The organism is Serratia sp. 22278 (assembly GCF_052045405.1).
GTDB classification, from domain to species: Bacteria; Pseudomonadota; Gammaproteobacteria; order Enterobacterales; family Enterobacteriaceae; genus Serratia; species Serratia marcescens.
Window position 1 is genome coordinate 1 of sequence record NZ_JBQEOW010000021.1, and the last position, 23,488, is coordinate 23,488.

Sequence of the window (23,488 nt, forward strand, 5' to 3'; positions counted from 1 at the left end):
CGGTCTGCGTTTCGCAATCCGTGAAGGCGGCCGTACTGTAGGCGCTGGTGTTGTTGCTAAAGTTATCGCTTAATCGCTGATAAAGTTTGACGCGACACGCGGTAAAAGGGCATCATTTGATGCCCTTTTTCTACGCTGTGAACTAGAACCTATCTCATCAGCGATTTTGCAGTCATAATCATTGGTGAGATGGGCTCTTAAACCGTATTGACTGAATACGTCATGGCGTAAAACACCGGGATATCGCTAGTGCGGTATCCGATCGGTTTGGTTTGCCTCGCAATGCGAGGCAAAGTTGTTTGTTCTGAATCATCATTGTGACAGGTTGGTTTATGAGTGCGAATACCGAGGCTCAAGGGAGCGGACGCGGCCTGGAAGCGGCAAAGTGGCTGATCGTCGCCGTTCTGTTGGTTGTGGCTATTGTCGGTAACTATTACTACCGTGATTTAAGCCTGCCATTGCGCGCGCTGGCAGTTGTGCTGATCATCGCCGTTGCAGGTGCAGTGGCTCTGATGACCACCAAAGGCAAAGCCACCGTTGCGTTTGCCCGTGAAGCGCGTACCGAAGTACGTAAAGTGATTTGGCCAACTCGTCAGGAAACGCTGCACACCACGTTGATCGTCGCCGCGGTAACCGCCGTGATGTCACTGATTCTGTGGGGGCTGGATGGTATTCTGGTCCGTCTGGTGTCGTTTATTACTGGCCTGAGGTTCTAAAATGTCTGAAGCTCCAAAAAAACGTTGGTACGTCGTTCAGGCGTTTTCCGGTTTTGAAGGTCGCGTAGCGCAATCGCTGCGTGAACACATCAAACTGCACGATATGGAAGAGCTGTTCGGCGAAGTGATGGTGCCTACGGAAGAAGTGGTTGAAATCCGTGGCGGCCAGCGTCGCAAGAGCGAGCGTAAGTTCTTCCCTGGCTATGTGCTGGTGCAGATGGTGATGAATGACGCCAGCTGGCACCTGGTGCGCAGCGTACCGCGCGTCATGGGGTTCATCGGCGGTACGTCTGACCGTCCAGCGCCGATCAGCGATAAAGAAGTTGATGCGATCATGAACCGCCTGCAGCAGGTTGGTGACAAGCCGCGTCCGAAAACGCTGTTCGAGCCGGGCGAGCTGGTGCGCGTCAACGACGGCCCGTTTGCCGATTTCAACGGCGTGGTCGAAGAAGTCGATTACGAGAAGAGCCGCCTGAAAGTTTCCGTTTCCATCTTCGGCCGTGCAACGCCGGTGGAACTGGACTTCAGCCAGGTTGAAAAAGGCTGATCGAATAATCAGCAGTAAGCGGCCTGTTGCCGCTTGTCAAAGGCGCGAAATTGAACTACAATTTCGCGCCTTTTGTTTTTAGATGCCTTGCCTGATGTTTGTCCGGCGAGGTTAAACACGGGGAGCCTCTCACGAGGCGATACTACCCAAACCGAGGAAATTTAAATGGCTAAGAAAGTACAAGCCTACGTTAAGCTGCAAGTTGCAGCTGGTATGGCTAACCCGAGCCCACCAGTGGGTCCAGCTCTGGGTCAGCAGGGCGTTAACATCATGGAATTCTGTAAGGCGTTCAATGCTAAGACTGACAGCATTGAAAAAGGTCTGCCGATTCCGGTTGTTATCACCGTTTATTCTGATCGCTCCTTCACTTTCGTTACCAAAACCCCGCCAGCAGCAGTTCTGCTGAAAAAAGCGGCTGGTATCAAGTCTGGTTCCGGTAAGCCGAACAAAGACAAAGTAGGTAAAGTGACCCGTGCTCAGGTACGTGAAATCGCAGAAACCAAAGCTGCGGACATGACTGGTTCTGACGTTGAAGCGATGACTCGCTCCATCGAAGGTACCGCTCGTTCCATGGGCCTGGTAGTGGAGGATTAAGAGATGGCTAAGCTGACCAAGCGCATGCGCGTGATCCGTGACAAAGTTGATGCTACTAAACAGTATGACATCACTGAAGCTGTTGCTCTGCTGAAAGAGCTGGCCACCGCTAAATTCGTAGAAAGCGTTGACGTTGCCGTTAACCTCGGCATCGACGCTCGTAAATCTGACCAAAACGTTCGTGGCGCTACCGTTCTGCCACACGGCACCGGTCGTTCCGTTCGCGTTGCCGTATTTACCCAAGGCGCTAACGCTGAAGCTGCGAAAGCTGCAGGCGCAGAGCTGGTAGGTATGGACGATCTGGCTGAGCAGATCAAGAAAGGCGAAATGAACTTCGACGTTGTTATTGCTTCCCCGGATGCAATGCGCGTTGTTGGTCAACTGGGCCAGATCCTGGGTCCACGCGGCCTGATGCCAAACCCGAAAGTGGGTACCGTTACCCCGAACGTTGCTGAAGCTGTGAAAAACGCTAAAGCAGGTCAGGTTCGCTACCGTAACGACAAAAACGGCATCATCCATACCACCATCGGTAAGGTTGATTTCGACGCAGACAAACTGAAAGAAAACCTGGAAGCCCTGCTGGTTGCGCTGAAAAAAGCAAAACCTTCTCAGGCGAAAGGTATGTACATCAAGAAAGTTAGCCTCTCCACCACCATGGGTGCTGGCGTTGCTATCGATCAGAGCGGTCTGTCTGCCGCAGCGAACTAATCGCACTTGCGATTATCGCTTTGACTTGGGGCCGAGATTTGTCTAGAATCTTATGCCCCAAGGTTTTGCTATTGGCTATGCCGTAGGCAAAACAAAGATTTTTCGGTTGGAGCCTGGCCTATCCAGGCCTCCGTCCAAGACCGCAGGTGTATCGCGAGATACTTAATCCTTCCTGCGTAGACGGTGACAGAGCCTAAGAAAATTTTTCTTTTTTATAAAAGAATGTCTTTGCTGGATTCTGCTCACCGTGTTAAGCCGCTCGGCGTGGCGTTTTACAAAGCGCCGAGTGAAGTGAGTTCCGGGGGATTTTCCCCGGCTAATCCAGGAGCAAAAAGCTAATGGCATTAAATCTTCAAGACAAACAAGCGATTGTTGCTGAAGTCAGCGAAGTAGCCAAAGGCGCGCTGTCTGCGGTTGTTGCGGATTCCCGCGGCGTTACCGTAGATAAAATGACTGAACTGCGTAAAGCAGGTCGTGAAGCTGGCGTTTACATGCGTGTTGTTCGCAACACCCTGATGCGTCGCGTAGTTGAAGGCACTCCATTCGAATGCCTGAAAGACACGTTTGTCGGTCCAACCTTGATTGCATTCTCTCACGAACACCCGGGCGCTGCTGCTCGTCTGTTCAAAGAGTTCGCGAAAGCGAATGCAAAATTCGAGGTTAAAGCTGCGGCCTTTGAAGGTGAGCTGATCCCAGCGGCGCAAATCGACCGCCTGGCGACGCTGCCAACTTACGAAGAAGCGATCGCACGCCTGATGGCAACCATGAAAGAAGCCGCTGCCGGCAAACTGGTTCGCACTCTGGCTGCAGTACGCGATCAGAAAGAAGCGGCGTAAGCCACTCTTTCTTAGCCTTTGCTAACGTATTTAAACTATTTCTGAATTTTAGGAACAATTGTTATGTCTATCACTAAAGACCAAATCCTGGAAGCAGTTGCCGCTATGTCCGTAATGGACGTTGTTGAACTGGTTTCCGCTATGGAAGAAAAATTCGGCGTTTCTGCTGCTGCTGCTGTAGCTGTAGCTGCTGGCCCAGCTGAAGCTGCTGAAGAGAAAACTGAATTCGACGTTATCCTGAAAGCTGCAGGCGCTAACAAAGTTGCTGTTATCAAAGCAGTACGTGGCGCTACCGGCCTGGGTCTGAAAGAAGCTAAAGACCTGGTTGAATCTGCTCCAGCCGCTCTGAAAGAAGGCGTGAGCAAAGATGACGCAGAAGCTCTGAAAAAATCTCTGGAAGAAGCTGGCGCAGAAGTTGAAGTTAAATAAGCCAACCTTTCCGGTTGCAGCCTAGTCTTTTAGGCTGATGGCTGGTGACTTTTTAGTCACCAGCCTTTTTGCGCTGTAGGGCGCCAGTAGCGTTTCACACTGTTTGGCTGCTGGTTTCGCCTCCCAATGTTTGTTTCTATTGACGACTTAATATACCGCGGTCTTTGCACTACCAGGAGTTCTGGGGGAAGGCGCGATGAAATGGTTTAAGCGTGATAGCAAGAGACATTGCGGAAAGTGTTCCCGCTTTCCGGTCGACAAAACGGTGTTGCATGAACTGTCCCTAATCGGACGGACAGATTGGGTCACTGATCAGCGAGCTGAGGAACCCTATGGTTTACTCCTATACCGAGAAAAAACGTATTCGTAAGGATTTTGGTAAACGTCCACAAGTGCTGGACATACCATATCTCCTTTCTATCCAGCTTGACTCGTTCCAGAAGTTTATCGAGCAAGATCCAGAAGGGCAGTACGGCCTTGAAGCCGCATTCCGTTCTGTTTTCCCTATCCAGAGCTACAGTGGCAATTCGGAGCTGCAATACGTTAGCTACCGTCTTGGTGAGCCGGTCTTCGACGTCAAAGAGTGCCAGATCCGTGGTGTGACGTTCTCTGCACCGCTGCGCGTAAAACTGCGCCTGGTTATCTATGAGCGCGAAGCGCCTGAAGGTACGGTCAAAGACATCAAGGAACAAGAAGTCTACATGGGCGAAATTCCGCTCATGACCGAAAACGGCACCTTTGTGATCAACGGTACTGAGAGGGTTATCGTATCTCAGTTGCACCGTAGTCCTGGCGTATTCTTCGACAGCGATAAGGGTAAAACCCACTCCTCGGGTAAAGTGCTGTACAACGCACGCATCATCCCTTACCGCGGTTCATGGTTGGACTTCGAGTTCGATCCGAAAGACAACCTGTTCGTGCGTATTGACCGTCGCCGCAAATTGCCTGCGACCATCATTCTGCGCGCGCTGAACTACACCACTGAACAGATCCTCGACCTGTTCTTTGACAAGATCGTCTTCGAAATCCGCGACAACAAGCTGCAGATGGAGCTGGTGCCAGAGCGCCTGCGTGGTGAGACCGCTTCGTTCGATATCGAAGCCAACGGCAAGATCTACGTAGAGAAAGGCCGTCGCATCACCGCTCGTCATATCCGTCAGCTGGAAAAAGACGACATTCAGAGCATTGAAGTACCGGTAGAGTACATCGCGGGCAAAGTGGTCGCGAAAGACTATATCGATACCAATACCGGCGAACTGATCTGCGCAGCCAACATGGAGCTGTCGCTGGATCTGCTGGCCAAGCTGAGCCAGTCTGGCCACAAGCGCATCGAAACGCTGTTCACCAACGATCTGGACCACGGCGCGTACATCTCTGAAACGCTGCGTGTCGATCCGACCAACGATCGTCTGAGCTCGCTGGTAGAAATCTACCGCATGATGCGTCCTGGTGAGCCGCCAACGCGCGAAGCTGCCGAAAGCCTGTTCGAGAACCTGTTCTTCTCCGAAGACCGCTACGATCTGTCCGCGGTTGGCCGTATGAAGTTCAACCGTTCTCTGCTGCGTGACGAGATCGAAGGTTCGGGCATCCTGAGCAAAGACGACATCATCGAAGTGATGAAGAAGCTCATCGATATCCGTAACGGCAAGGGCGAAGTGGACGATATCGACCACTTGGGCAACCGCCGTATCCGCTCCGTTGGCGAAATGGCCGAGAACCAGTTCCGCGTAGGTCTGGTGCGTGTTGAGCGTGCGGTGAAAGAGCGTCTGTCTCTGGGCGATCTGGATACCCTGATGCCTCAGGACATGATCAACGCCAAGCCGATTTCGGCGGCGGTGAAAGAGTTCTTCGGCTCCAGCCAGCTGTCCCAGTTCATGGACCAGAACAACCCGCTGTCCGAGATCACGCACAAGCGTCGTATCTCCGCACTGGGCCCGGGCGGTCTGACCCGTGAGCGTGCCGGCTTTGAAGTTCGAGACGTACACCCGACCCACTACGGCCGCGTGTGCCCAATCGAAACGCCGGAAGGTCCAAACATCGGTCTGATCAACTCCCTGTCCGTGTACGCACAGACTAACGAGTATGGCTTCCTGGAAACCCCGTACCGCCGCGTGCGTGACGGCGTGGTGACCGATGAAATCAACTATCTGTCTGCTATTGAAGAAGGCAACTTCGTTATCGCCCAGGCGAACTCCAACCTGGATGAGGAAGGCCGCTTCGTAGAAGACCTGGTCACCTGTCGTAGCAAAGGCGAATCAAGCCTGTTCAGCCGCGACCAGGTTGACTACATGGACGTATCCACCCAGCAGGTCGTTTCCGTTGGTGCTTCACTGATTCCATTCCTGGAACACGATGACGCCAACCGTGCATTGATGGGTGCGAACATGCAACGTCAGGCCGTACCAACTCTGCGCGCTGACAAGCCGCTGGTCGGTACCGGTATGGAACGTGCTGTAGCGGTTGACTCCGGCGTAACCGCCGTTGCCAAACGCGGCGGTGTGATCCAGTACGTGGATGCTTCCCGTATCGTTATCAAAGTTAACGAAGACGAGATGTACCCGGGCGAAGCAGGTATCGATATTTACAACCTGACCAAGTACACCCGTTCTAACCAGAACACCTGCATCAACCAGATGCCGTGTGTGAATCTGGGTGAGCCAATCGAGCGCGGTGACGTGCTGGCGGATGGCCCATCGACAGACCTGGGCGAACTGGCATTGGGCCAGAACATGCGCGTAGCGTTCATGCCTTGGAACGGCTACAACTTCGAAGACTCCATCTTGGTCTCCGAGCGCGTGGTGCAGGAAGATCGCTTCACCACCATCCACATCCAGGAACTGGCGTGCGTGTCTCGCGACACCAAGCTGGGGCCTGAAGAGATCACCGCCGACATCCCTAACGTGGGTGAAGCTGCGCTCTCCAAACTGGATGAATCCGGTATCGTGTATATCGGTGCTGAAGTGACCGGCGGCGACATTCTGGTCGGTAAGGTAACGCCTAAAGGCGAAACCCAACTGACGCCGGAAGAGAAACTGCTGCGTGCGATCTTCGGTGAGAAAGCGTCTGACGTTAAAGACTCTTCTCTGCGTGTGCCGAACGGCGTTTCCGGTACGGTTATCGACGTACAGGTCTTCACCCGCGATGGCGTGGAAAAAGACAAGCGCGCGTTGGAAATCGAAGAGATGCAGCTGAAGCAGGCGAAGAAAGACCTGACTGAAGAACTGCAGATCCTGGAAGCCGGCCTGTTCGCACGTATCCACGCGGTGCTGGTTGCCGGTGGCATCGAAGCCGACAAGCTGAGCAAGCTGCCGCGCGATCGCTGGCTGGAACTGGGCCTGACCGACGAAGAGAAGCAAAACCAGCTGGAGCAGCTGGCTGAGCAGTATGACGAACTGAAATCCGACTTCGAGAAGAAGCTGGAAGCCAAGCGTCGTAAGATCACTCAGGGCGACGATCTGGCGCCGGGCGTACTGAAAATCGTCAAGGTTTATCTGGCCGTTAAACGTCAGATCCAACCGGGTGACAAGATGGCGGGCCGCCACGGTAACAAGGGTGTTATCTCCAAGATCAACCCGATCGAAGATATGCCTTACGATGAAAACGGCACGCCGGTAGACATCGTACTGAACCCGCTGGGCGTACCATCACGTATGAACATCGGTCAGATCCTGGAAACCCACCTGGGTATGGCTGCGAAAGGCATCGGTGAGAAGATCAACCAGATGCTGAAGCAGCAGCAGGAAGTGGCCAAGCTGCGTGAGTTCATCCAGAAGGCCTACGATCTGGGCGACGACGTTTGCCAGAAAGTTGACCTGAACACCTTCAGCGACGACGAAGTGCTGCGTCTGGCAGAGAACCTGAAAAAAGGTATGCCGATCGCAACGCCGGTGTTTGACGGTGCGAAAGAGACTGAAATCAAGAAGCTGCTGGAAATGGGTGGTATCCCGACCTCCGGTCAGATCACGCTGTTCGATGGCCGTACCGGTGAGCAATTCGAGCGCCAGGTTACTGTCGGCTATATGTACATGCTGAAACTGAACCACTTGGTTGACGATAAAATGCACGCCCGTTCAACCGGTTCTTACAGCTTGGTTACTCAGCAGCCTCTGGGTGGTAAAGCGCAGTTCGGTGGTCAACGCTTCGGTGAGATGGAAGTGTGGGCACTGGAAGCATACGGCGCGGCTTATACCCTGCAGGAAATGCTCACCGTTAAGTCGGATGACGTTAACGGCCGTACCAAGATGTACAAAAACATCGTGGATGGCGATCACCGGATGGAGCCAGGCATGCCGGAGTCCTTCAACGTACTGTTGAAAGAAATCCGCTCGCTCGGCATCAACATCGAACTGGAAGACGAGTAATCGTCATTCCGGCTCAGGCTCCCCGCCTAAGGGAGCCTGAGGGTGGTTGTTCAGGTCACACGGGTACCTACTGCGGTTGTGGGTGCCCAACAGGTTTAACTCCGACAGGAGCCAATCCGTGAAAGACTTATTGAAGTTTCTGAAAGCGCAAACTAAGACCGAAGAGTTTGATGCGATCAAGATTGCTCTGGCCTCGCCAGACATGATCCGTTCGTGGTCGTTCGGTGAAGTTAAGAAGCCGGAAACCATTAACTACCGTACGTTCAAACCAGAGCGTGACGGCCTTTTCTGCGCCCGTATCTTCGGGCCGGTAAAAGATTACGAGTGCCTGTGCGGTAAGTACAAGCGCTTGAAACACCGCGGCGTGATCTGTGAGAAGTGCGGCGTTGAAGTGACCCAGACCAAAGTGCGTCGTGAGCGCATGGGCCACATCGAACTGGCTTCCCCGACTGCGCACATCTGGTTCCTGAAATCGCTGCCATCCCGCATCGGTTTGCTGCTGGATATGCCGCTGCGTGACATCGAACGCGTACTGTACTTCGAATCCTATGTGGTGGTCGAAGGCGGTATGACGAACCTCGAGCGTCGTCAGATCCTGACCGAAGAGCAGTATCTGGACGCGCTGGAAGAGTTCGGTGACGAATTCGACGCCAAGATGGGTGCGGAAGCTATTCAGGCTCTGTTGAAAAACATGGATCTGGAAGCCGAGTGCGAGCAGCTGCGTGAAGAGCTGAACGAAACCAACTCCGAAACCAAGCGCAAGAAGCTGACCAAGCGTATCAAGCTGCTGGAAGCGTTCGTACAGTCCGGCAACAAGCCGGAGTGGATGATCCTGACCGTGCTGCCGGTACTGCCGCCGGATCTGCGTCCACTGGTTCCGCTGGATGGCGGCCGTTTCGCGACGTCGGATCTGAACGATCTGTATCGCCGCGTGATCAACCGTAACAACCGTCTGAAACGCCTGCTGGATCTGGCTGCGCCGGACATCATCGTGCGCAACGAAAAGCGTATGCTGCAAGAAGCGGTAGACGCCCTGCTGGATAACGGCCGTCGCGGTCGTGCCATCACCGGTTCCAACAAACGTCCTCTGAAATCTTTGGCCGACATGATCAAAGGTAAGCAGGGTCGTTTCCGTCAGAACCTGCTCGGTAAACGCGTTGACTACTCCGGCCGTTCCGTAATCACCGTAGGTCCATACCTGCGTCTGCATCAGTGCGGTCTGCCTAAAAAGATGGCGCTGGAGCTGTTCAAACCGTTCATCTACGGCAAGTTGGAGCTGCGTGGCCTGGCCACCACCATCAAAGCCGCCAAGAAAATGGTTGAGCGTGAAGAAGCCGTCGTTTGGGATATCCTGGACGAAGTGATCCGCGAACACCCGGTACTGCTGAACCGTGCACCAACCCTGCACCGTTTGGGTATCCAGGCGTTTGAACCGGTTCTGATCGAAGGTAAAGCGATCCAGCTGCACCCGCTGGTTTGTGCGGCCTATAACGCCGACTTCGATGGTGACCAGATGGCCGTTCACGTGCCGCTGACGCTGGAAGCCCAGCTGGAAGCGCGTGCGCTGATGATGTCCACCAACAACATCCTGTCCCCAGCGAACGGCGAGCCAATCATCGTTCCTTCTCAGGACGTTGTACTGGGTCTGTACTACATGACCCGCGACTGTGTTAACGCCAAGGGCGAAGGCATGGTGCTGAACGGTTCCAAAGAAGCTGAGCGCGTTTACCGCGCCGGCCTGGCGTCTCTGCATGCGCGCGTTAAAGTGCGTATCACCGAAGACGTCAAAAACGCCGAAGGCGAATGGACTTCTCAGACCAGCATCATCGACACCACCATCGGCCGCGCCATCCTGTGGATGATCGTACCGAAAGGTCTGCCGTACGCGATCGTTAACCAGCCTTTGGGCAAGAAAGCGATCTCCAAGATGCTGAACACCTGTTACCGCATCCTGGGCCTGAAGCCGACCGTTATCTTTGCTGACCAGATCATGTACACCGGTTTTGCTTACGCAGCCCGTTCCGGCGCTTCCGTAGGCATCGACGACATGGTTATCCCGGCCAAGAAAGCGGAGATCATCGAAGAAGCGGAAACCGAAGTTGCCGAGATCCAGGAGCAGTTCCAGTCTGGTCTGGTTACCGCCGGCGAACGCTACAACAAAGTGATCGATATCTGGGCTGCAGCGAACGAACGCGTTGCTAAAGCGATGATGGAAAACCTGTCGGTAGAAGACGTGGTTAACCGTGACGGCGAAGTGGAACAGCAAGTTTCCTTCAACAGCATCTTTATGATGGCCGACTCCGGTGCGCGTGGTTCCGCCGCTCAGATTCGTCAGCTGGCCGGTATGCGTGGTCTGATGGCGAAGCCGGACGGCTCCATCATCGAAACGCCAATCACCGCGAACTTCCGTGAAGGTCTGAACGTACTCCAGTACTTCATCTCCACCCACGGTGCTCGTAAAGGTCTGGCGGATACCGCACTGAAAACCGCGAACTCCGGTTATCTGACCCGTCGTCTGGTTGACGTGGCGCAGGATCTGGTGGTGACCGAAGACGACTGTGGCACCCACGACGGCATCCTGATGACTCCGGTTATCGAAGGTGGCGACGTGAAAGAGCCGCTGCGTGAACGCGTTCTGGGCCGTGTGACGGCAGAAGACGTCCTCAAGCCGGGTACGGCGGACATTCTGGTGCCACGCAACACCCTGCTGAACGAGAAGGCGTGTGACCTGTTGGAAGAGAACTCTGTCGACAGCGTTAAAGTCCGTTCCGTGGTGAGCTGTGAAACCGACTTTGGTGTGTGTGCAAACTGCTATGGTCGCGACCTGGCACGTGGCCACATCATCAACAAAGGCGAAGCCATCGGCGTTATCGCGGCACAGTCCATCGGTGAGCCGGGTACACAGCTGACGATGCGTACGTTCCACATCGGTGGTGCGGCATCTCGTGCGGCTGCTGAATCCAGCATTCAGGTGAAAAACAAGGGTAGCATCAAGCTGAGCAACGCGAAGTTCGTTATGAACGCCGCAGGCAAGCTGGTGATCACCTCGCGTAACACCGAACTGAAACTGATCGACGAATTCGGCCGTACCAAAGAAAGCTACAAGGTGCCTTACGGCGCCGTGATGGGCAAAGGCGACGGTGAAGAAGTTAATGGCGGCGAAACCGTCGCTAACTGGGATCCGCACACCATGCCGGTCATCAGTGAAGTCAGCGGCTTCATTCGCTTCGCGGACATGGTTGACGGCCAGACGATTACTCGTCAGACCGACGAACTGACCGGTTTGTCTTCTCTGGTTGTTCTGGACAGCGCAGAGCGTACCGGTAGCGGTAAAGACCTGCGTCCGGCACTGAAAATCGTTGACGCTCAGGGCGAAGACGTATTGATCCCAGGTACTGATATGCCTGCTCAATACTTCCTGCCGGGCAAAGCGATCGTTCAGCTGGAAGATGGCATTCAGATCGGTGCGGGTGATACCCTGGCGCGTATTCCTCAGGAATCCGGCGGTACCAAGGATATTACCGGTGGTCTGCCGCGCGTTGCCGACCTGTTCGAAGCGCGTCGTCCGAAAGAGCCGGCAATCCTGGCTGAAATCAGCGGGATTATCTCGTTCGGTAAAGAGACCAAAGGCAAACGTCGCCTGGTGATCTCTCCGCTGGACGGCAGCGACGCTTACGAAGAGATGATTCCGAAATGGCGTCAGCTCAACGTGTTCGAAGGCGAAGTGGTGGAACGTGGTGACGTCGTTTCCGACGGCCCAGAGTCTCCGCACGACATTCTGCGTCTGCGTGGCGTGCATGCGGTTACCCGCTACATCACCAACGAAGTGCAGGAAGTTTACCGTCTGCAAGGCGTTAAGATTAACGATAAGCACATCGAAGTTATCGTTCGTCAGATGCTGCGTAAAGGCACCATCGTTAGCGCTGGTGGCTCCGAGTTCCTGGAAGGCGAGCAGGCTGAAGTGTCTCGCGTCAAGATTGCCAACCGTCAGCTGGAAGCTGAAGGTAAAATTGCGGCAACCTTCTCGCGCGATCTGCTGGGTATTACCAAGGCTTCCTTGGCGACCGAGTCCTTCATCTCCGCCGCATCGTTCCAGGAAACGACGCGCGTTCTGACCGAAGCTGCCGTAGCCGGCAAGCGTGATGAACTGCGTGGCCTGAAAGAGAACGTCATCGTGGGCCGTCTGATCCCAGCCGGTACCGGTTACGCTTATCATCAGGATCGCATGCGTCGCCGTGCTCAGGGTGAAGCGCCGGTTGTTCCGCAAGTCAGCGCGGAAGAAGCGACGGCTAACCTGGCCGAGCTGCTCAATGCAGGCCTGGGCGGCAGCGACGACGAATAATCGTCATCCGCGCCGCGGGCCCGGCATGCCGGGCCCATCGCCAGATAAACCGCTCCCTCGGGGGCGGTTTTTTTTCGCCTCATGCCGGGGCCGAGCAAACTTTGCTACTATGGTTACAGCAGAAATTGACCGGCGTTTTTTACCAGACAACCAAGGACAGTGCGAACATGGACAGCCTCATTACCTTCGAAAAATTGACGGCGCAACACCTGCCTTACCTGTATGAGATCCGCTTTTCCGTTGAGGAAAACCTGCTGCACCCGCATCAGATCCAGTATCTGCAGCGCAGGCAGGCGCTGGAGGACATCAATCAGGGCGGCGGCTGGATCTGCAAGCATGGCGACGACTATGCCGGCGTTGGCTTCGGGTTATTCATCCCTGAACCGCTGATCGGCGGCCTGTTCGTGAAGCCGGAATACCAGTCGAAGGGGATCGGCTCCGCCTTGTTGGCGCGGGTCACCGCCTGGATGTTTGAGCGCGGCGCCGAAGCGATCCACTTAACCACCGATCCCGGCTCCAAAGCCGAAGGCTTTTATCAACATCACGGTTGGGCCGTGGTCGGGCAGGATGAATTCGGCCAGGCCGAACTGGTAAAACGTAAAGAGGGTGAATAATGACAATCAAAGGATTGATGACGTTACTGCTGCTTTCGCTGTTCAGCACGCCGCTGTATGCGGCCGTTGACTATTTTTACCTGAAACCGCTCGATGGCGAGAAGATCAAGATAACCCGGCAGATGCTGGCGGCGATGCCGCAGCACACGATTAAAACCTCGACCAATTTCACCCCGGAAGATATGTTCACCGGCGTTGAGTTTGCGGAGTTAGTGAAAGCCTATCACCTGAAAGGCCAGTCGGTGCGCGCTTTCGCCTGGGATGATTACTCTTATTCGATGCCGATTGACGAGATGATTAAATACCGTGTGATCGTCGCCTACCAGCGCGGCGGCAAGCCGATCGACGTTGGTGAGCTGGGGCCGTTCGCCATTATTTATCCGCGCGATGGCTATGCTGAGCTGAATAACCTGGATGTGAATGCGAAAACCGTCTGGCAAGTTAAAAGGTTGGAGCTGAAATAAGATGAGCAAAAAACTGATCGGTACTCTTATCGCGTTGGTTGCCATCTTCTCCTTATTGATTTTGTTGATTGCCATTAATTTCGGCGGCGTAAAAGAGCGCTATAAGCAGATCGAGCCCAATCTGGACAACTACTCGGTGGCCGAGATCCTGTTTCTGGCGTTTGAAAGGACCAAAACCGCGCTGTTGCTCAGTGAAAACAACGATTACGACGCCTTCCAGATCAAAAAGAAAATCTTCTACTCGAAGATTCAGATCCTGGAGAGCCGTTCGACCTTCAGCGACTCTTTTTATTACGACGACGAGTTCATCAAAAATGTTGCGCTGCTGAAGCAGCAGTATCGCACGTTGGACGATCTTTCTGCCGGCTTGCTGGTGGGGCAGAAAAACAAGGCGGACATTCTCTCTTATATGGATGATATCGAGGGCACGCTGGTCGATATCCAGGAAATTATTTATCGGATACAGATTAAAAACTTTACCGAAGTGAAAGGCATCATCCAGGACAACTCGAGTAAAGCCGAGATGTTCGCCCTCTTTTCGCTGATTTTGGTGTTCCTGATGATGTTCCTGGTGCTGAGAAATGCCTTCTCGTTGAAAGAGATCATCAAGAACAAGAACATCTTTATCTCTTCCATCTACCACGAGATCGCCGGCTCGACCCAGGCCATCGTCATTGCCGCGGATATTATGGAACACGAGCTAGCGCAGGAAGAGTTGAAAAAAGAAGCCCGCCTGATCTCCTATCACGGCAACAAGATCGCCGAACAAACGCGCGAGGTGATGGATTATTCTCGGCTTGAGATGGGAGAAGTTAAAATCAATATTTCCACCTTCCGGCTGAATGAGGTGGTGGAGGATGCCGTAACCGGCATCGGCGCCGGGCGAGGCAATCGGCTCGTGATCCACCGTTCGTCTTATGCCGGCCTGATTGGTTCTGATAAATACAAGCTCTACCGAATATTGGCCAACCTGCTCAGCAACGCGGACAAATTTACCCACCACGGCGCGATCGTCCTCAATGTGAAGGTGTGTCACGGCAATCTGTATTTGCGGGTAAAAGACACCGGCATCGGGTTTAACGTCGATAATCTGGATCGGTTATATAAGGCGTTCAATCAGGGGCTGGAAAGGGAAACGCGGCAGGGGTTGGGGCTGGGGCTGACCATTATCAAAAATTACGTCACGACGATGAAAGGCGCCATCAAGGTCAAATCCGTCGAAGGGGTTGGCTCATCGTTTTTGATCCGCATCCCGATCAAACTAATTAAAGAATAGGTTCGACAGCAGCAGCGAGGAGATAATCAGCGGCTTGGTCGGTTTTTCCACCAGGTGCACGTCATAGTGCAGGATCATATCGCCGATGTTTTTCTCGTAGTGATTCAGCTGGCCGGTCAGAATGATGATGCGGGCGTGCGGATCGAGGGCGTCTTTAATTTTCTTCACGACGCGTTCGGAAGTCTCGCCGAAGTCCAACAGCCAGTCCAAAATAAACGCCTCAAAGGACTGCTGCTCCAGCGCGGCCAGCATGGCGTCCGCCGTCTGAAAGGTCTCAGTTTCGATGCCGTAGCGGCTGGCGATCTTCTTCAACAGTTCGAGAATATCACCGTCATTATCCAGGATCGCGATACGCGGGGCCGGCAGAAAGTCTATCTTGTTGACTTTATACAGCGGGGCATCGGCTGCATATTCCCGATTGGTGTTGATGATGAAAAGGTCGTCCTTTTTGTAGGCGTAAGTTTCGTCGCTGTCCGCTTGCGTGACCGGGCGCTCGTCGACCTCAATGTTGCAGCGCTTGTGAATGCTGTTCATGATAAACACGCCGTTATGTGTCCGTTGGCCGGCAAACGGCTCGTTGAAATACTGGAAAACCTTTTTGACTTCATCGAGGGTGATGCCCCTTTTGCCATCCAGCTTCTGTTTGGCGCTGTTGTACTGAAGGTTCAGTATGTTGGCCATCGTGGAGGCATGTTTTCTGTCGCCAACTCCTTTCAGAGTGAGCAACGCGCTGATTGCATCGATGTAATTTGGCGTTTTCTTCATGACAACCTTGGCTTTTTTGATGTTAACCGCGAGCGTTGAAAAACCTGTTTGAGGACCCGTGCTGGATTATAGATGAAGCCTCGGGTATTGCGGTGATATCAGTTTGATTTTCCTTGGCAAACTCAAAACACACTCGATCATGAATAAAAAAACACTCAAAAGACATTCACATTTCGCCGTTTATGTGGTTAATTAGCGCACATACTGTGTGATTCGCGTCCTGGGGGGGTGCCAGTCTCACAAAATAAACCGCCTGCTCTTGTCCGTAAGCAGGGAGCAGGCGGCAAAAAGATCCGCGGCCAGCACCAGGGCCATTGGCAGCACCGGGGATTATCCTTCAAGCTTCTCTTGTCGCGCATCTTCTTTGCAGTGCCTTCTTTTTCCACGCTCTCCACTTTCTGTTGTAACCGTCGCCCTTTGAATCTCACTCTGAGTTATTGCAGAACGCAGTTTCTCCTGTCAGCCGAGTCGCCAAAACGGCCTGTCCGCATGCCCCGCCGGCGCAAATCCAAGGAGGAACCGGAGTCGCGCAGAGAGTCTCTGCGCGATCCGGGATGGGATAAGGCGGGGCCATCGAGAGGGAGACGGCCCCGGCCGACGCCGGGTTTGGCGGTCGGCAAGGTCACTATAAGCGAGGGGCTTGCCGACGCCAGCATCGGCGTTCAGCATTGCGCGGCCGCTCCAGCGTTTTCTTCACGCGGCGGCAAACGTTGCCGCTTATTGCGCACCGCGTCCCAGATAACCGTCCCAGTCTTTCCACACCGGCTGCAGCCCGGCGTTGCTGATGGCCTCGGCGACCTGCTGCGGCGTGCGGCCGTCGTGCGGTTCGAACTGTTCCAGCTCCGGCGGCACGTCATCGGCATAGCCGCCGGGCTGCGTCTTGGAGCCGGCGCTGACGCTGTTGATCGCCACCGGGATCATATGATCGCGGAAGTACGGCGACTCACGCGTAGACAGTGACAGCTCAACGTCCGGCGCGAACAGCCGGAAGGCGCAGATCAGCTGCACCAGTTGAGGCTCGCTCATGATCGACGCCGGTTCAATGCCGCCGGCGCAGGGGCGCAGACGCGGGAACGAGATCGAGTAGCGGCTCTGCCAGTAAGTTTGCTGCAGGTAGAACAGATGTTCCGCCAGCAGGTAGCAGTCGGTGCGCCAGCTGTTGGAGAGGCCGATCAACGCGCCGAGGCCGATCTTGTCGATCCCGGCGCGCCCCAGGCGATCCGGCGTGGCCAGGCGCCAATGGAAATCCTGCTTCTGGCCGCGCAGGTGATGCTGCAGATAGGTGGCCGGATGGTAGGTTTCCTGGTACACCAGCACGCCGTCCAGGCCCAGTGTTTTCAGTTCGGCGTACTCGTCCTGCGCCAGCGGCTGCACTTCCATCATCAGCGAGCTGAAGTGGCTGCGGATCGCCGGAATGTGCCGGCGGAAATAGTCCATGCCGACCTTGGTCTGATGCTCGCCGGTGACCAGCAACAGGTGTTCGAACCCCAGCGCCTTGATGGCTTCGCACTCGCGTGCGATCTCCGCCGCATCCAGCGTTTTGCGCTTGATGCGGTTGCTCATCGAAAAGCCGCAGTAGGTGCAGTCGTTGGCGCACAGGTTAGAGAGGTACAGCGGCACATAGAAGCTAACGACGTTGCCGAACCGCTGACGGGTCAGCTGCTGCGCGCGCTGCGCCAGCGGTTCCAGATACGGCGCGGCGGCGGGGGAGATCAGCGCCATAAAGTCGTCGCGCGTCAGCTTGTCGGCGTTCAACGCGCGTTCCACGTCGCGCGCGGTTTTGCCGTTGATGCGCAGCGTAATATCGTCCCAATCCAGCTGTTGCCAGCGGCTACTGAAATCGTCGCCCATCACTGTGCCTCCTCTGGCTGGCTGAGGAAGGCGGTCAGCGGGCTAGAGGCGACCGCACCGCGCTGGCTGACGCCCAATCCGGCGCTGCGCGCCAATTCGCCGGCCTCCAGCGCCAGGCGAAACGCCCGCGCCATTTGCACCGGGTCGCGCGCCACGGCGATGGCGGTGTTCACCAGCACCGCGTCGGCGCCCAGCTCCATCGCTTCCAGCGCGTGGCTCGGCGCGCCGATGCCGGCGTCGACCACCACCGGCACCTTGGCCTGTTCGATGATGATCTCGAGGAAGTCGCGGGTGCGCAGACCGCGGTTGGAACCGATAGGGGCGCCGAGCGGCATCACCGCCGCGCAGCCCGCCTCTTCCAGCCGTTTGCACAGCACCGGATCGGCGCCGCAGTAGGGCAGCACCACAAAACCGTCTTTCACCAGCGTTTCCGCCGCCTTCAGCGTTTCTATCGGATCCGGCAGCAGGTATTTCACATCGGGGTGGATCTCCAGCTTCACCCAGTGGGTGCCGAGCGCTTCACGCGCCAGCCGGGCGGCGAATACCGCTTCGGCGGCCGTTTTGGCGCCGGAGGTATTGGGCAACAGCCTGACGCCCAGCTGCTGCAGCGGCGCCAAAATGGCGTCGTTGCCGCCGCGCAGATCGACGCGCTTCATGGCCATGGTCACCAGCTGCGAACCGGAGGCCGCCAGCGCCTCCAGCATTAGCTCCGGGGTGGCGAACTTGCCGGTGCCGGTGAACAGGCGCGAGGTAAAAGTGGTATCGGCGATTTTCAGCATGTCAGCCTCCGGCGATCGCTTGAAACAGCAAAATGTCGTCACCGTCCTGCACCTGATGGTCGGCCCAGTCGGCGCGTGGGATGATGGTTTGGTTGATCGCCAGCGCGGTACCCGGCTGGTGGCGTTCCAGCTGGGCCAGCAGGGCGGCGACGCTGAGCGGCTGCGCCAGCTCCAGCGGTTGGTCGTTCAAACGGATCTTCATGCCGCGCCTCCGCATACCGGGCAGGCACGGGCCTGGCTCAGTTGCAGCGTGCTCCAGCTCTGCTGCTTGCCGTCGAACAGCCGCAGTTTACCGCTGAGGGAAGAAGGCATGCCGGCCAGCATCTTGATGGCCTCCAGCGCTTGCAGGGTGCCGATCACGCCCACCACCGGGCCGAGTACCCCGGCGGTGCGGCAGTTGCGCTGCGGCTCTTCCTGCTCCGGGTACAGGCAGGCGTAGCAGCCGTGCGCATAGGGCGGTTCGAGCACCAGCAGCTGGCCGCTGAAGCCGACCGCGCTGCCGCTGATCAGCGGCTTGGCGGCGGCGATGCAGGCGGCATTGACCTCATGGCGGGTCGCCATATTGTCGCAGCAGTCCAGCACCAGATCGGCGCGGGCGACCGCGTCGCGCAGCGCTTGCCCTTGCAGCCGCTGCGCCAGCGGGATGGATTCCACCAACGGGTTCAGCGCCTGCAGGTGGCGTTGCGCCAGCGCCGCCTTGCCGGTGGCGGTATCGGCGCTGCGGTAGAGGATTTGCCGCTGCAGGTTGGTGACGTGCAGCTGGTCGTCGTCGGCCAGTAGCAGCGTGCCGACGCCGGCGGCGGCCAGATACAGCGAAGCCGGGGAACCGAGCCCACCTAAACCGACGATCAGCACCGTGGCGCGCTTGAGTTTCTCCTGGCCTTCCGGGCCGACGTCCTCCAGCAGCAGCTGGCGGCTGTAGCGCAGGAATTCCTGATCGTTAAGCATCGTTCGGATCCTCGCCTTCGATCAGCCGCAGCAGCTCGGCCGTCGCCGCGCGCCAGTCCGGCGCCTGGGTGATGGCGCTGACCACCGCCACGCTGCCGACGCCGCACGCCAGCACCGCCGGTACGCGATCGATACTGATCCCGCCGATCGCCACCGTCGGGTAATCCGCCAGGCCGGCGATGTGGCGTTTCAACTCCGTCAGCCCCTGCGGCACCGAAGGCATGTCTTTGGTTTGGGTGGGGAAGATGTGCCCCAACGCGATGTAGGACGGTTTCACCGCCAGCGCGCGCGCCAGTTCGGCGTCGTCATGGGTGGAAACGCCGAGCCGCAGCCCGGCGCGGTGAATGGCAGCCAGATCGGTGGTATCGAGATCTTCCTGGCCCAGATGCACGCCGTAGGCGCCGTGCTTGATCGCCAGCCGCCAGTAGTCGTTGATGAACAGCCGCGCCTGATAACGCCGGCCCAGCGCGATGGCGGCGGCGATATCCTCTTCGACCTGCTCGTCAGGCAAGTCCTTGATGCGCAGCTGGATCGTGGTGACGCCGGCCTCCAGCAGGCGAGCGATCCATTCCACGCTGTCGACGACCGGGTAAAGCCCCAGTTTGTGGGGCGTCGCCGGGAAGGGGGTCGTGATATCAGTCATTGCTGGTCTCCTCCTGCAAATTGCCGGCGCTGTGATACAGCTCGCTGCCGCGGGCGCGAAACTCGGCGGACATTTTCTCCATACCGGTCAGCTGCACCTCGATCGGTTTGGCGGCCTCTTGGGCGGCGGCGTAGTCGCGCACCTCCTGCGAAATCTTCATCGAGCAGAATTTTGGTCCGCACATCGAGCAGAAGTGGGCGATCTTGCCGGATTCCTGCGGCAGGGTTTCGTCGTGATAGGCGCGCGCGGTGGCCGGATCGAGCGCCAGATTGAACTGATCTTCCCAGCGGAATTCGAAACGCGCCTTGGACATGGCGTTATCGCGGATCTGCGCGCCCGGATGGCCTTTGGCCAGATCGGCGGCGTGAGCGGCGATCTTGTAGGTGATCAGGCCCTGTTTGACGTCCTCTTTGTTCGGCAGGCCGAGGTGCTCTTTCGGCGTGACGTAACACAGCATGGCGCAGCCGAACCAGCCGATCATCGCCGCGCCGATGCCGGAGGTGAAATGGTCATAGCCCGGGGCGATATCGGTGGTCAGCGGGCCGAGGGTGTAGAATGGCGCTTCGTGGCAGTGTTCCAGCTCTTCGGTCATGTTGCGGCGGATCATCTGCATCGGCACGTGGCCTGGGCCCTCGATCATCACCTGCACGTCGTATTCCCAGGCGATTTTGGTCAGCTCGCCCAGCGTATGCAGTTCGGCGAACTGGGCTTCGTCGTTGGCGTCCTGAATTGAGCCGGGGCGCAGGCCGTCGCCGAGCGACAGCGAAACGTCGTAGGCGGCGCAGATCTCACAGATTTCGCGGAAATGCTGATAGAGGAAGTTTTCCTGATGGTGCGACAGACACCATTTGGCCATGATCGAGCCGCCGCGCGACACGATGCCGGTCAGGCGTTTGGCGGTCATCGGCACGTAACGCAGCAGCACGCCGGCGTGGATGGTGAAGTAGTCGACCCCTTGCTCCGCCTGTTCCAGCAGCGTATCGCGGAACATCTCCCAGGTGAGGTTTTCCGCCACGCCGTTGACCTTCTCCAGCGCCTGGTAGATCGGCACGGTGCCGATGGGCACCGGGCTGTTGCGCAGGATCCACTCGCGGGTTTCGTGAATGTAGCGGCCGGTGGAGAGATCCATCACGGTGTCTGCGCCCCAGCGGGTGGCCCACACCAGCTTCTCCACCTCTTCTTCGATCGATGATGTGACCGCCGAGTTGCCGATATTGGCGTTCACCTTTACCAGGAAATTGCGGCCGATAATCATCGGCTCCGCTTCCGGGTGATTGATGTTGGCGGGAATGATGGCGCGGCCGGCGGCCACTTCCTGGCGCACGAACTCCGGCGTGATGTTGTCCGGCAGGTTGGCGCCCCAGCCCTGGCCCGGATGCTGGTGGCGCAGCACCTCGCCGCGAATGCGCTCGCGCCCCATGTTTTCACGGATGGCGATGAACTCCATCTCCGGGGTGACGATACCGGCGCGGGCATAGTGCAGCTGGGTCACGCACTTGCCCGGTAACGCCTTGCGCGGCAGCGGCAGATGCTCGAAACGCAGGTGATCGAGGCCTTCGTCCGCCAGCCGCTGTTGGGTGAAGCCGGAGCTGGCGCCGCTGAGCGTCGTGGTATCGCCGCGCGCGTCGATCCAGCCTGCGCGCAGCTTGGTCAGGCCCGCGTGCACGTCGAGCTCGGCCTGTGGATCGCCGTACGGGCCGGCGGTGTCATACACTGGAATCGCCTCGTTGGGTTCATACTGCGGGCTATCTTTGCTGCCGCCGAGCAGGGTCGGGCTGAGCTGAATTTCGCGCATCGGCACCTGGATATCGCCGCGCGAGCCCTGGAGATAGATGCGGCGTGAGTTCGGGAAAGCCATGCCTTGCAGCGTGTCGATAAACTGCTGGGCGGCTTCGCGTTGCGCTTTACGGGCGCGCGGTGGATTAACGTTAGACATAGCAAGTTCCTACCAGTGTGTTGGGTTGGGAAAGTTGCTTGTCTGGAGCTCGGAGGGAGTAATGATGGTGGCCGATAAGGCAGGGCGCCCGCAAGGGGAAGGCCGTGCCTGTGGCGATAGATTACTCTTGTTCCCTTCGCGGGTATTAACCCGATCAGGTTCCGCGGATCCCGAATTAACGGTCTCAGCCTGGCTGATTCGATGAACAAATCAGGCGCTAGGCACTCCGACAAGATGCCCCCCAGTATAGGAGGGATAAGAAAAAAAACTATAAAATTTTAACGCGCCGGATCCAGTGTCTGGTCCGGCAGCGGTTGCTGCGCGGCTTCCGCTTCCAGTTGGATCAGCTTATCTTCCAGCGCAAAGCGCGCCGCCAACGTTTCGCCGATATCCGACAAGGCCTGGTGGAATTCCAGACAAACTTCCTGATCGATATCCACTTCGGTATAGCGATCGTGGAATGCCATGATCTGTTCGGTATTGGCCCACAGCTTGGGGTAGATGTTCACCGCCAGCGACATTTTCGGACTGGCTGCGCCTTCCACTTGTTTGATAATTCTGTCATAGATATGAAAATGCCCTGCGGAGAGGTAATCCACCAGGTTGTGGCAAAAGTTCTCCAGCGCTTTTTCATTCAGCGGCGTATGCTTTTCTTTATTCGGTTTGAGGCCTACCAGCGTGCAGTAGGCGACCAGCAACTGCTTGCGGGCCTGAAGCCATTGATCAACTAATTCATTACTACCGCCAACGCGCTGAGTCAGCCTTTCCAAACGGTTGAGCATGTTTGACTCCGTGTAAGTAACAAAAGTAACCGGTAAGTTATTAAAATGTAACAAAGCCGATTTGTAGAGTGCCAGTGAAGCTGAGGTTGTGCAACAACGATATGGAACTTGCATTAACGGGCAATGAAAACGGCTGGTGGATCGTCAGCCATGAAAGCAAACTTTGGTTACCGAACGGTGAATTGCCGTCGGGGACTGCCGCCGCCCTCGGGCTGCAGGGCCATATGGCGCGCGTCATCGGTGAGTGGGAGGGCGCGCCGGTCTGGCTGGTGCGCCAGGCGATGCCGCGGGAGATGGGGTCGGTGCGTCAGCTGTTGGATCAGGATCGCGGTCTGTTCCAGCTGGCCGGGCGCGGCGTGCAGCTGGCGGACTTCTACCGCTCCCATCGCTATTGCGGCTACTGCGGCCATGAGATGCACCTCAGCCGCACCGAAAGCGCCTGCCTGTGCGGCCATTGCAAAGAACGCTACTACCCGCAGATCGCGCCCTGCGTGATCGTCGCCATTCGGCGCGAGGATCAGATCCTGCTGGCGCAGCACGTGCGCCATCGCGGCGGCATTCACACGGTGCTGGCCGGCTTCGTCGAAGTGGGCGAAACGCTGGAGCAAGCGGTGGCGCGCGAAGTGATGGAAGAGAGCAATATTGAAATCAAGAACCTGCGCTACGTCACGTCACAACCCTGGCCGTTTCCGCACTCGCTGATGATGGCCTTTATGGCCGATTACCACCAGGGTGAGATTCGTCACGATCCCAAGGAGCTGCTCAATGCCGGCTGGTATCGTTACGACCAACTGCCGCTGTTGCCGCCGCCCGGCACCGTGGCGCGCCGGTTGATTGAGGACACCGTGGCGCTGTGCCGGGCAGAATAATGTACAATGGCCGGCAGATTATTAAGGG

20 protein-coding genes, 1 pseudogene and 1 riboswitch are annotated in these 23,488 nt (G+C 56.8%); of the genes and pseudogenes, 13 read left to right on the top strand and 8 right to left on the bottom strand.

Annotation, left to right across the window (positions count from 1 at the left end; all coding sequences use genetic code 11):
- The 12 genes and pseudogenes from ACTJJ6_RS22835 to ACTJJ6_RS22890 all read left to right on the top strand — a co-directional run.
- A pseudogene (locus tag ACTJJ6_RS22835) lies at positions 1 to 73 on the top strand (EF-Tu/IF-2/RF-3 family GTPase); the annotation flags it as partial.
- Between the two features lie 259 nt (positions 74 to 332).
- Complete coding sequence (gene secE / locus ACTJJ6_RS22840) at positions 333 to 716, top strand: preprotein translocase subunit SecE (protein ID WP_004929916.1); 384 nt, start codon at positions 333 to 335, stop codon at positions 714 to 716.
- 1 nt (position 717) lies between these two features.
- Positions 718 to 1,263, top strand: a complete 546-nt coding sequence (gene nusG, locus ACTJJ6_RS22845) for a transcription termination/antitermination protein NusG (RefSeq protein ID WP_004929914.1) — start codon at positions 718 to 720, stop codon at positions 1,261 to 1,263.
- 165 nt (positions 1,264 to 1,428) lie between these two features.
- Positions 1,429 to 1,857, top strand: coding sequence for a 50S ribosomal protein L11 (gene rplK, locus ACTJJ6_RS22850; protein WP_004929911.1), 429 nt, complete (start codon positions 1,429 to 1,431; stop codon positions 1,855 to 1,857).
- A 3-nt stretch (positions 1,858 to 1,860) separates the two neighbouring features.
- Entirely contained in the window at positions 1,861 to 2,565 is a 705-nt protein-coding gene (gene rplA / locus ACTJJ6_RS22855) for a 50S ribosomal protein L1 (protein ID WP_004929908.1), read from the top strand.
- A gap of 338 nt (positions 2,566 to 2,903) precedes the next feature.
- Complete coding sequence (gene rplJ, locus ACTJJ6_RS22860) at positions 2,904 to 3,401, top strand: 50S ribosomal protein L10 (RefSeq protein WP_004929905.1); 498 nt, start codon at positions 2,904 to 2,906, stop codon at positions 3,399 to 3,401.
- A gap of 63 nt (positions 3,402 to 3,464) precedes the next feature.
- The gene (gene rplL / locus ACTJJ6_RS22865) at positions 3,465 to 3,830 is read left to right on the top strand and encodes a 50S ribosomal protein L7/L12 (RefSeq protein ID WP_004929903.1); all 366 of its coding nucleotides are present in this window, start codon (positions 3,465 to 3,467) and stop codon (positions 3,828 to 3,830) included.
- A 332-nt stretch (positions 3,831 to 4,162) separates the two neighbouring features.
- The gene (gene rpoB, locus ACTJJ6_RS22870) at positions 4,163 to 8,191 is read left to right on the top strand and encodes a DNA-directed RNA polymerase subunit beta (RefSeq protein ID WP_004929900.1); all 4,029 of its coding nucleotides are present in this window, start codon (positions 4,163 to 4,165) and stop codon (positions 8,189 to 8,191) included.
- 118 nt (positions 8,192 to 8,309) lie between these two features.
- Positions 8,310 to 12,533, top strand: a complete 4,224-nt coding sequence (rpoC, locus tag ACTJJ6_RS22875; protein WP_004929899.1) for a DNA-directed RNA polymerase subunit beta' — start codon at positions 8,310 to 8,312, stop codon at positions 12,531 to 12,533.
- 167 nt (positions 12,534 to 12,700) lie between these two features.
- Positions 12,701 to 13,147 (top strand): GNAT family N-acetyltransferase, encoded by a 447-nt coding sequence (locus tag ACTJJ6_RS22880; protein WP_016929429.1) that lies wholly within the window; start codon positions 12,701 to 12,703, stop codon positions 13,145 to 13,147.
- Positions 13,147 to 13,611 (top strand): hypothetical protein, encoded by a 465-nt coding sequence (locus tag ACTJJ6_RS22885; protein WP_016929428.1) that lies wholly within the window; start codon positions 13,147 to 13,149, stop codon positions 13,609 to 13,611. The genes ACTJJ6_RS22880 and ACTJJ6_RS22885 overlap by 1 nt, the downstream gene beginning before the upstream one ends.
- 1 nt (position 13,612) lies before the next feature.
- Positions 13,613 to 14,887 (top strand): sensor histidine kinase, encoded by a 1,275-nt coding sequence (locus ACTJJ6_RS22890; protein WP_016929427.1) that lies wholly within the window; start codon positions 13,613 to 13,615, stop codon positions 14,885 to 14,887.
- Here the strand turns inward: ACTJJ6_RS22890 and ACTJJ6_RS22895 are convergent.
- The 8 genes from ACTJJ6_RS22895 to ACTJJ6_RS22930 form a co-directional block, all read right to left on the bottom strand.
- Positions 14,873 to 15,652, bottom strand: coding sequence for a helix-turn-helix domain-containing protein (locus ACTJJ6_RS22895; protein ID WP_065426412.1), 780 nt, complete (start codon positions 15,650 to 15,652; stop codon positions 14,873 to 14,875). The two genes, ACTJJ6_RS22890 and ACTJJ6_RS22895, sit on opposite strands and share 15 nt — an antisense overlap.
- 717 nt (positions 15,653 to 16,369) lie before the next feature.
- Entirely contained in the window at positions 16,370 to 17,503 is a 1,134-nt protein-coding gene (gene thiH / locus ACTJJ6_RS22900) for a 2-iminoacetate synthase ThiH (protein WP_016929425.1), read from the bottom strand.
- Positions 17,503 to 18,282, bottom strand: a complete 780-nt coding sequence (locus ACTJJ6_RS22905; RefSeq protein WP_239044087.1) for a thiazole synthase — start codon at positions 18,280 to 18,282, stop codon at positions 17,503 to 17,505. The genes thiH and ACTJJ6_RS22905 overlap by 1 nt, the downstream gene beginning before the upstream one ends.
- Position 18,283: 1 nt before the next feature.
- Complete coding sequence (gene thiS, locus ACTJJ6_RS22910; RefSeq protein WP_004929884.1) at positions 18,284 to 18,484, bottom strand: sulfur carrier protein ThiS; 201 nt, start codon at positions 18,482 to 18,484, stop codon at positions 18,284 to 18,286.
- Complete coding sequence (locus tag ACTJJ6_RS22915; RefSeq protein WP_004929883.1) at positions 18,481 to 19,230, bottom strand: HesA/MoeB/ThiF family protein; 750 nt, start codon at positions 19,228 to 19,230, stop codon at positions 18,481 to 18,483. Before ACTJJ6_RS22915 ends, thiS begins: the two co-directional genes overlap by 4 nt.
- On the bottom strand, positions 19,223 to 19,873 hold the full coding sequence (thiE, locus tag ACTJJ6_RS22920) for a thiamine phosphate synthase (protein WP_440804436.1): 651 nt from the start codon (positions 19,871 to 19,873) through the stop codon (positions 19,223 to 19,225). Before thiE ends, ACTJJ6_RS22915 begins: the two co-directional genes overlap by 8 nt.
- Positions 19,866 to 21,809: a phosphomethylpyrimidine synthase ThiC gene (gene thiC / locus ACTJJ6_RS22925; protein ID WP_440804437.1), complete on the bottom strand. Its 1,944-nt coding sequence runs from the start codon at positions 21,807 to 21,809 to the stop codon at positions 19,866 to 19,868. Before thiC ends, thiE begins: the two co-directional genes overlap by 8 nt.
- A gap of 114 nt (positions 21,810 to 21,923) precedes the next feature.
- Positions 21,924 to 22,048: riboswitch (TPP riboswitch) on the bottom strand.
- Positions 22,049 to 22,087: 39 nt separating this feature from the next.
- Positions 22,088 to 22,591, bottom strand: coding sequence for an Rsd/AlgQ family anti-sigma factor (locus ACTJJ6_RS22930; protein ID WP_016929420.1), 504 nt, complete (start codon positions 22,589 to 22,591; stop codon positions 22,088 to 22,090).
- 101 nt (positions 22,592 to 22,692) lie between these two features.
- Between ACTJJ6_RS22930 and nudC the strand changes: the two genes are divergently transcribed.
- The gene (gene nudC, locus ACTJJ6_RS22935) at positions 22,693 to 23,460 is read left to right on the top strand and encodes an NAD(+) diphosphatase (protein WP_028127642.1); all 768 of its coding nucleotides are present in this window, start codon (positions 22,693 to 22,695) and stop codon (positions 23,458 to 23,460) included.
- Positions 23,461 to 23,488: the final 28 nt, after the last annotated feature.

What these genes read in the sequence shown, in the direction of transcription:
- secE (WP_004929916.1), top strand. Translation starts at nt 333, where the DNA reads ATGAGTGCGAATACCGAGGCTCAAGGGAGCGGACGCGGCCTGGAAGCG.
- nusG (WP_004929914.1), top strand. Translation starts at nt 718, where the DNA reads ATGTCTGAAGCTCCAAAAAAACGTTGGTACGTCGTTCAGGCGTTTTCC.
- rplK (WP_004929911.1), top strand. Translation starts at nt 1,429, where the DNA reads ATGGCTAAGAAAGTACAAGCCTACGTTAAGCTGCAAGTTGCAGCTGGT.
- rplA (WP_004929908.1), top strand. Translation starts at nt 1,861, where the DNA reads ATGGCTAAGCTGACCAAGCGCATGCGCGTGATCCGTGACAAAGTTGAT.
- rplJ (WP_004929905.1), top strand. Translation starts at nt 2,904, where the DNA reads ATGGCATTAAATCTTCAAGACAAACAAGCGATTGTTGCTGAAGTCAGC.
- rplL (WP_004929903.1), top strand. Translation starts at nt 3,465, where the DNA reads ATGTCTATCACTAAAGACCAAATCCTGGAAGCAGTTGCCGCTATGTCC.
- rpoB (WP_004929900.1), top strand. Translation starts at nt 4,163, where the DNA reads ATGGTTTACTCCTATACCGAGAAAAAACGTATTCGTAAGGATTTTGGT.
- ACTJJ6_RS22880 (WP_016929429.1), top strand. Translation starts at nt 12,701, where the DNA reads ATGGACAGCCTCATTACCTTCGAAAAATTGACGGCGCAACACCTGCCT.
- ACTJJ6_RS22885 (WP_016929428.1), top strand. Translation starts at nt 13,147, where the DNA reads ATGACAATCAAAGGATTGATGACGTTACTGCTGCTTTCGCTGTTCAGC.
- ACTJJ6_RS22890 (WP_016929427.1), top strand. Translation starts at nt 13,613, where the DNA reads ATGAGCAAAAAACTGATCGGTACTCTTATCGCGTTGGTTGCCATCTTC.
- ACTJJ6_RS22895 (WP_065426412.1), bottom strand. Translation starts at nt 15,652, where the DNA reads ATGAAGAAAACGCCAAATTACATCGATGCAATCAGCGCGTTGCTCACT.
- thiH (WP_016929425.1), bottom strand. Translation starts at nt 17,503, where the DNA reads ATGGGCGACGATTTCAGTAGCCGCTGGCAACAGCTGGATTGGGACGAT.
- ACTJJ6_RS22905 (WP_239044087.1), bottom strand. Translation starts at nt 18,282, where the DNA reads ATGCTGAAAATCGCCGATACCACTTTTACCTCGCGCCTGTTCACCGGC.
- thiS (WP_004929884.1), bottom strand. Translation starts at nt 18,484, where the DNA reads ATGAAGATCCGTTTGAACGACCAACCGCTGGAGCTGGCGCAGCCGCTC.
- ACTJJ6_RS22915 (WP_004929883.1), bottom strand. Translation starts at nt 19,230, where the DNA reads ATGCTTAACGATCAGGAATTCCTGCGCTACAGCCGCCAGCTGCTGCTG.
- thiE (WP_440804436.1), bottom strand. Translation starts at nt 19,873, where the DNA reads ATGACTGATATCACGACCCCCTTCCCGGCGACGCCCCACAAACTGGGG.
- thiC (WP_440804437.1), bottom strand. Translation starts at nt 21,809, where the DNA reads ATGTCTAACGTTAATCCACCGCGCGCCCGTAAAGCGCAACGCGAAGCC.
- ACTJJ6_RS22930 (WP_016929420.1), bottom strand. Translation starts at nt 22,591, where the DNA reads ATGCTCAACCGTTTGGAAAGGCTGACTCAGCGCGTTGGCGGTAGTAAT.
- nudC (WP_028127642.1), top strand. Translation starts at nt 22,693, where the DNA reads ATGGAACTTGCATTAACGGGCAATGAAAACGGCTGGTGGATCGTCAGC.